At 72.9% G+C, this 6,496-nt stretch carries 6 protein-coding genes; 2 read left to right on the top strand and 4 right to left on the bottom strand.

Annotated features, from left to right (window positions below; translation table 11 throughout):
- The first annotated feature begins 688 nt into the window (after positions 1 to 688).
- Complete coding sequence (locus AQI94_RS19935; protein WP_031039177.1) at positions 689 to 1,144, top strand: pyridoxamine 5'-phosphate oxidase family protein; 456 nt, start codon at positions 689 to 691, stop codon at positions 1,142 to 1,144.
- Positions 1,145 to 1,148: 4 nt separating this feature from the next.
- Here AQI94_RS19935 and AQI94_RS19930 read toward each other — a convergent pair whose 3' ends face one another.
- Positions 1,149 to 2,054, bottom strand: a complete 906-nt coding sequence (locus AQI94_RS19930) for an oxidoreductase (protein WP_031039180.1) — start codon at positions 2,052 to 2,054, stop codon at positions 1,149 to 1,151.
- 52 nt (positions 2,055 to 2,106) lie between these two features.
- Complete coding sequence (locus AQI94_RS19925; protein WP_031039182.1) at positions 2,107 to 3,885, bottom strand: bifunctional sugar phosphate isomerase/epimerase/4-hydroxyphenylpyruvate dioxygenase family protein; 1,779 nt, start codon at positions 3,883 to 3,885, stop codon at positions 2,107 to 2,109.
- A gap of 354 nt (positions 3,886 to 4,239) precedes the next feature.
- Here AQI94_RS19925 and AQI94_RS19920 point away from each other — a divergent pair, with 354 nt between their 5' ends.
- Entirely contained in the window at positions 4,240 to 5,034 is a 795-nt protein-coding gene (locus AQI94_RS19920; RefSeq protein ID WP_031039184.1) for an IclR family transcriptional regulator, read from the top strand.
- 54 nt (positions 5,035 to 5,088) lie between these two features.
- Here the strand turns inward: AQI94_RS19920 and AQI94_RS19915 are convergent, their stop codons facing one another.
- Together AQI94_RS19915 and AQI94_RS19910 are read right to left on the bottom strand one after the other, a co-directional pair.
- Positions 5,089 to 5,511 (bottom strand): PPOX class F420-dependent oxidoreductase, encoded by a 423-nt coding sequence (locus AQI94_RS19915; protein ID WP_031039187.1) that lies wholly within the window; start codon positions 5,509 to 5,511, stop codon positions 5,089 to 5,091.
- 98 nt (positions 5,512 to 5,609) lie between these two features.
- Positions 5,610 to 6,494, bottom strand: a complete 885-nt coding sequence (locus AQI94_RS19910; protein ID WP_031039191.1) for an NAD(P)-dependent oxidoreductase — start codon at positions 6,492 to 6,494, stop codon at positions 5,610 to 5,612.
- Between the last annotated feature and the right edge of the window lie 2 nt (positions 6,495 to 6,496).

The raw sequence follows: 6,496 nt of genomic DNA, 5'->3' as shown, positions 1-6,496 counted from the left end.
CGTCGTCGGGGCGTTGCCCTCCGTGCGGCCCGCCTATCCGGACGTCCGCCCGGGGGACGTGCCGGACCGGCCCGCGCCGGGACCGCGAGGTGGCGGGGGCCGCGCCGTGGATCGCGGTGCGCGGACGGCCGGGGACGGCGGGACCTGGCCGGGGAGGGCGACCACGACGCGACCAAGGACCGCGTCGAGAGGGCGCGTCAGGCCCACGGGGCGGCATGATCCGCCGTGATCGTCGTCGGGGCGTTGCCCCTGTGGGGGCGTGCGGGGCCGGTCCGCACCGGGAGCGCGTGGTGAAGGCCCCGCCTCACCGCGCGAGCGCCCCGCCCGCGCCGGTCCCACGAACGGGGCGGCTGCCACCCGGAGGGGCGGTGACGACGACGCGGCCAAAGACCCTGCCGAGGGGCACGTCAGGCCCACGGGGTCGGTCGGCATGATCCGCCGTGCGTGCGACCGCGGACGTCGCCGTCGGGGCGCCGCCCTTTGCGGGGCCCCCGCCTCAGCGCGCGAGCTCCCCGCCCGGGCCGATGCCGCCCGAGGAGCGGTGACCGCGACGCGGCCGGGATGAAACCGCGCAGGCGCTTCAGGCCGCCCCGTGGCGCGGAACGGACCCAGGAGTGGTCGCCTCGGTCCGTGGTCGTAGGACCCCGGACCGAGGCGGCGGGGAGAGGGGGGCGGTAGCGTCCCGGGCATGACGATCACCGAGAGCCGCACCGCCGAACAGCGCAAGCGGGACGTACTGGCCCGTCTGGAGCGGGAGAGGGACATCTGGGTGGCCTCGGCGGACGCCGACGGGCTGCCGTGTCTGGTCGCGCTGTGGTTCGTCTGGGACGGTGAGTCCGTCTGGCTGTCCACGCGGATCACCAATCCCACGGGCCGCAACCTGCGGGACGGCGGCCGGACCCGGCTGGCCCTCGGGGACACCCAGGACGTCGTACTCATCGACGGGGAGGTGCGGACGTACGGCGGGACGGAGGTGCCGGCCGTGGCGATCGACGCTTTCCGGGCCAAGACGGGCTGGGATCCGCGCGAGGACAGCGCCGCCTACGCCTTCTTCCAGGTGCGCCCGCACGCCGTTCAGGCCCTCAACGGCGTGCACGAGATGCGTGGGCGGCACGTCATGGCGGACGGCGTGTGGGTCGTCTGACCTCTCAACCGGCCTGCTGGCGCAGCGAGTCGAGCGTCTCCCGTTCCTCGTCGGTGAGCCGGAGGGCGCCCGCCGCGACGTTCTCGGCGAGATGGTCGGGGTTGCCGGTGCCGGGGATGGCGAGGACGTGCGGCCCCTGGGCTAGGGTCCAGGCGAGCCGGACCTGGGCGGCGGTCGCGCCGTGCGCCCGCGCGACGGCCAGGACCTCCTCGTCGTGGCCGTCGGTGGCACCGTGGGAGCCGCCCTCGCCCGCGATGGCGAAGAACGGCACGAACGCGATGCCCTGTTCGCCGCAGATCCGCAGGACCTCGTCGGTGCCGGGGTTGCGGGAGTCCAGCCCGAACCGGTTCTGCACGCACACCACCGGCGCGATCGCCTGCGCCTCGGCGAGATGGCGGGGCTCGACGTCCGACACGCCCAGGTGCCGGATCAGGCCCGCCTCGCGCAGTTCGGCCAGGGCCCCGAAGTGCTCGGCGATCGAGTCCTGGCGCATCCGCCGCAGGTTCACCACGTCGAGGTGATCGCGGCCCAACTGCCGCAGGTTCTCCTCCACATGACCGCGCAGATCGTCCGGGCGGGCCGAAGTGGCCCACTCCCCCGCGTAGTTACGGTACGGCCCGACCTTGGTGACGATGACGAGGTCGTCGGCGTACGGGGACAGCGCGCTGTTGATGAGCTCGTTGGCGGAGCGCAGCGAGGAGAAGTAGAAGGCCGCCGTGTCGATGTGGTTGACGCCGAGCTCCATCGCCCTGCGCAGCACGGCGATCGACCGATCCCGGTCGCTCGGGGTGCCGAGGTGGAAGGCGGCGCTGCCGGTCAGCCGCATCGCGCCGAAGCCGATGCGGTTGACGGTGAGATCGCCGAGTGTCCAGGTGCCTGCCGCGTCCGCGGTGATCGTTTCGGAGGTCATCGGCGGATGATGACACACCGCCGGCCCGTCCCCGGCGACGCTTCCCGAACTCCTACCTGCGCTGCGCTGCCAGCCGGATGGGTGCGTTGGCCGCGCCGAACCCGGCGTAGCCGCCCGATCGCTGCACGAACTCGAAGAAGACATGGCCGACCGTCTCCGTGTAGCAGTGCCGGAACTCGCCGCCCCGCTCGTCGCGGTCGTACAGGATGCCGAGCTCGCGACAGGTCTCCAACTCCCCCTCCTCGAAAGCGAAACGGGCCTCCAGGTCGTCGTAGTAGTTCGCCGGGACGCGCAACAGCCTTGCCCCGGCCGCCCGGAAGCGGCGGACGGCGGCGACGATGTCGTCGACGGCGAACGCCACGTGCCGGGCCCGTGTCTCACCGCCCTCCTCCGCGGTGGGCGCGAGGTTGAGGACCAGCCGCGGCCCGTCGGAGGAGGCGGACAGCGCACGGCTGCGGAACAGGCCGTAGGGGTCGGCGAGTTCGACGGTGTCGTGCGGGCTGAGGCCCAGCACCGTGCGGTGGAAGAGCACCGATTCGTCGAAGTGCTGCCAGGGCTGGGTCAGTGCGAGGTGGTCGATGGTGAGGGCGCGGGTGTGCGCGCTCTCGGCCGTGTACGCGAAGTCGTCGGTCCAGCTGGGGAGTCCGGGGCGGCCGGTCGCGCAGAACAGGACCTCGGTGCCGTCCGGGGCCGCGACCGATTCCAGCGGGACGTCCTGGGCGGCGCGGCGCTTGGGCAGGGCTGGCGCGAGCAGGGCCTCCGCGCGTCGGGCGGAGGCGGCCGGATCCGCCGTCTCCAGACCCACGGCGGCCAGGGTGGTGTCGGTACGGCGGCCCGTGGTGCCCGCGTTGACCAGGACCCTGGCGTCGCCCTGTTCCCAGAGGTCGACCGGCTTGCCGTGATGGCGGGCGGTGCGGGTGAAGCCGAGAGCCGTGAGGAGTTCACCGACGGGTTCGGGGTCGCTGGTGGCGAGTTCGGCGAAGGCCACGCCCGAGGGGATCACCGGAGCCGGGAGCGGGGACACTCCGGCGTTCTCCTCCAGGGCGAGCAGGGAGCGCAGCCCGTCCAGCGCCGTGCGGCCCGCGTCCGCCTGGCGGAAGACGTCGTTGAAGACCTCCAGGGACAGGGGGCCGTCGTATCCGGCGTTCAGGACGTGGCGCAGGAGTCCGGCGACGTCGAATCCGCCCTGGCCCGGGAAGCAGCGGTAGTGGCGGCTCCACTGCAGGACGTCCATGGCCATCAGCGGGGCGTCGGCGAGCTGGAGGAAGAAGATCTTGTCGCCGGGGATGTCCTCGATGTCCTTGGGATCGGAGCCCCGGGAGAGGATGTGGAAGCTGTCGAGGCAGGTGCCGAGCGCCGGGTGGTCCGCGGCCTCGACGATCCGCCAGGCATGGTCGTACGTGCTGACGTGCCTTCCCCACGCGAGCGCCTCGTAGGCGACCCGGACGCCGGACTCCTGGGCCAGGTCCGCGAGTCGGGCCAGCTGCTCCGCCGCGAGGCCGTCGTCGTCCACGGCCTGCTCGCAGACGCTGGAACAGACGAGGACGGTGTCGGCGCCGAGCCGGCGCATCAGCTCGAACTTGTGCCGGGCGCGCCGCAGGTTACGGGCGAAGAGCTCCTCCGGAACGGCCTCGATGTCCCGCATCGGCTGGTAGAGGTCGATGCGCAGGCCCAGGTCGGCCGTGCGGGCGGCGATCTCCTCGGGGGCGAGGGGGCTGGCGAGGAGGTCGTTCTCGAAGATCTCGACACCGTCGAAGCCGGCGCGCGAGGCGGCGGTCAGCTTCTCGGTGAGGGTGCCGCTGAGGCAGACGGTGGCGATGGACTTGCGCATGCTCGCTCCGGAGGACGCGCGGGTGGTCTCTCGCGAGGACTCGCGGGTGGGGTCTTCCGAGGTGTCACGCATGCTCGCTCCCGCGGTCGGTCACTGGGACTCCCAGTGACCGCTAGATGGTCCGATCGATCCACTGTGCGGTCAGCCTAGGCGGCCTCGGTTCCCTGAACAAGGTCTGAACAAGGGCGGCGGCAGGACGGCAGGACGGCAGGACGGCAGGACCACGATCCCGCGATTCCACTGTGCGGATCTCCCGGACTTCTCCTGTGTCACGGTTTCCTCGGTCCGCAGAGCGGACTACGGTCGGAGGCGACAGCGGCCAGGGGCCGTGGGGACGACACGGGGAGGCAGCGGGTGAGCGAGGGACGGACGCCGGTGGCAGGCGACGCCGACCAGCACGCGGGCGGGGTGCGCAGTGTGCGGCGGGCCTTCGACATCCTCACCCTGCTCACCGAGGACCGGCCGGTGATCACCCTGCGGGAGATCACCGGCGCGACCGGGCTCGCCAAGACGACCGCATTGCGGCTGGTACAGACCCTGGAGGAGACCGGCCTGCTGAGCTCGCACCCGTACGGCTTCACCGCCGGGCCCGCGCTGTGGCGCTGGGCCTATCTCGCGCGCGGCCAGTGGGAGGTGCCGCAGGAGACCCGGAAGGTCATGCGTGATCTCGCGGACCGGCTCGGCGAGACCGTCAACCTGTTCGTCGCCCGGGGCGTCCACCGCATCTGCGTCGCCCACGAGGAGAGTCCGCATCCGCTGCGCCATGTCGTCGACGTCGGCGACGAGCAGCCGCTGTGGGCCGGCGCCTCCTCGAAGATCCTGCTGCGGGGTGCCTCCGAGGCGTTCCTGCGCCGGGTCGCGGCCGCCTCACCGCAGGGCGAGGCACAGGTCGAACGGCTGCGGGCCTGGGTCGCGGAGGCGGCCGAGCGCGGCTACGCCGTCAGCAGCAGTGAGTTCGACGAGGGGCTCACCGCCGTGGCGGTCCCGGTCACGGGCCGCACCGGCAAGGTCGTCGCCTCCCTCTCCCTGAGCGGCCCCAGCCACCGCTTCCCCTACGAGGCCGTCGAGCGCTTCGCCACGGAGCTCGCCGCGGGCGCCCGCCTCATCTCCGACCAGGGCTTCAGCCATCCCCTGAGCAGCGACGCCTGACGTGGAAGGGCGAGGGCCCCGGTCGGCGCCCTCGCCCTTTCCTGCGGGTCGCCGTCAGCCGGAGGCCTGGTCGTTGTCCTTCATCTCGCCCCAGCCGTGCCAGCGCTCGACCTCGATCCAGGCGCTGACGCGGCCCCGGACCCGGTTCGGGTAGGGACGGCCGCCGTAGTGGGTGGAGAGACGGTCGATGTCGGCGAGGTCCTCGTCCGCGTACGTCTCGATCACCCGGCCGATGAGGGTGACGTGCGTGTACCAGCTGTCGCCGTCCAGGACGGTGAGGGTGACCCGGGGGTCGCGGCGCAGGTGCTTCAGCCGGATCCGGCCCTCGTCCAGGTTGATCAGGACACGGCCGTTCTCCCAGAGGTACCAGGTGGGGGTCGACACCGGCGTTCCGTCGGAGCGCAGGGTCGCCATCACGCAGGGGTTGGGGCGGCTCAGCAGGTCGACGGCCTCGGGCGGCAGCGGGGGCTTGGACATGGGGGCTCCTCCTCGGTGTCGGGCGATGTTCCGGTCTCGCGGTCGGACGTTCCGGTCTCCGGGTGTCCGTTCCCGCGCCGTGTGTTCCGGTCCCGGGGTCAGGACTTCTCGTCGAAGCTCGCGAAGTAGGCGGCGGCCATGTCCTCGTCGCCGTGGCCCTGGGCGGCGGCGCGCTCGAACCGCTCGGCGCTCGCGGCGGCCACGTCGAGCCGGACTCCGCCCCGCTCACCGGCCTCCACGATCAGCCGGGCGTCCTTGGCGGCGGTGGAGACCGCGAACTGGGCCGGTGACAGTGTGCCGTCGAGGATCAGTCCCGACTTGGCCCGCAGATAGCCCATGTCGAGGGGGCCACCGTCGATGGCGTCGAAGAAGCCCGACGGGTCCACGCCGAGGGCTTTCGCGAGGGCGAGGGTCTCGCCGGCCGCGTTGGTCACCGCGAGCACCCAGCTGTTGGCGACCAGCTTCAGCCTGGTCGCGCTGCCCTCGGCGCCGTCCTCACCGGTCCACACCGTGCGGGCACCGACCGCGTCGAGGACCGGGGTCACCGTGTCGCGCCCCTCGACCGGTCCGGCCGCGAGGACCAGCAGCTGACCGGCCTCGGCGGGCTGCCGGGTGCCCAGGACGGGCGCGTCGAAGAAGACCAGCCCCTGCTCGCGGGCGAAGGCGGCCAGGTCGGCGATCGCCTCGACGCCCGCAGTGGTCGACTGCACCCAGGAGATGCCCGGGCGCAGTCCCCCGGCGGCCTGGCGCATGACGTCCAGGGCCGCGGGGCCGTCGTACAGCATGGTCAGGACGACATGGGCGCCGCGCACGGCCTCGGCGGGGCTGTCGGCGATCTCGACGCCGTCCGCGGCCAGCGGCCGTGCCTTGCCCGCGCTGCGGTTCCAGGCGCGGACGGTGTGTCCGGCGCGGGCGAGGTTGCGGGCCATCGCGGCACCCATGATGCCGGTGCCCAGGACGCTCACGGTGAGCTTGTCGGTCATGA

This window comes from Streptomyces pseudovenezuelae (assembly GCF_001513955.1).
Classification (GTDB): Bacteria; Actinomycetota; Actinomycetes; order Streptomycetales; family Streptomycetaceae; genus Streptomyces; species Streptomyces pseudovenezuelae.
Note: the sequence above shows the minus strand (reverse complement) of the source record. Positions and strands in the feature narration are given on the sequence as shown.

Coding starts and splice junctions, on each gene's coding strand:
- AQI94_RS19910 (WP_031039191.1), bottom strand. CDS start 6,494: ATGACCGACAAGCTCACCGTGAGCGTCCTGGGCACCGGCATCATGGGT.
- AQI94_RS19935 (WP_031039177.1), top strand. CDS start 689: ATGACGATCACCGAGAGCCGCACCGCCGAACAGCGCAAGCGGGACGTA.
- AQI94_RS19930 (WP_031039180.1), bottom strand. CDS start 2,054: ATGACCTCCGAAACGATCACCGCGGACGCGGCAGGCACCTGGACACTC.
- AQI94_RS19925 (WP_031039182.1), bottom strand. CDS start 3,885: ATGCGCAAGTCCATCGCCACCGTCTGCCTCAGCGGCACCCTCACCGAG.
- AQI94_RS19915 (WP_031039187.1), bottom strand. CDS start 5,511: ATGTCCAAGCCCCCGCTGCCGCCCGAGGCCGTCGACCTGCTGAGCCGC.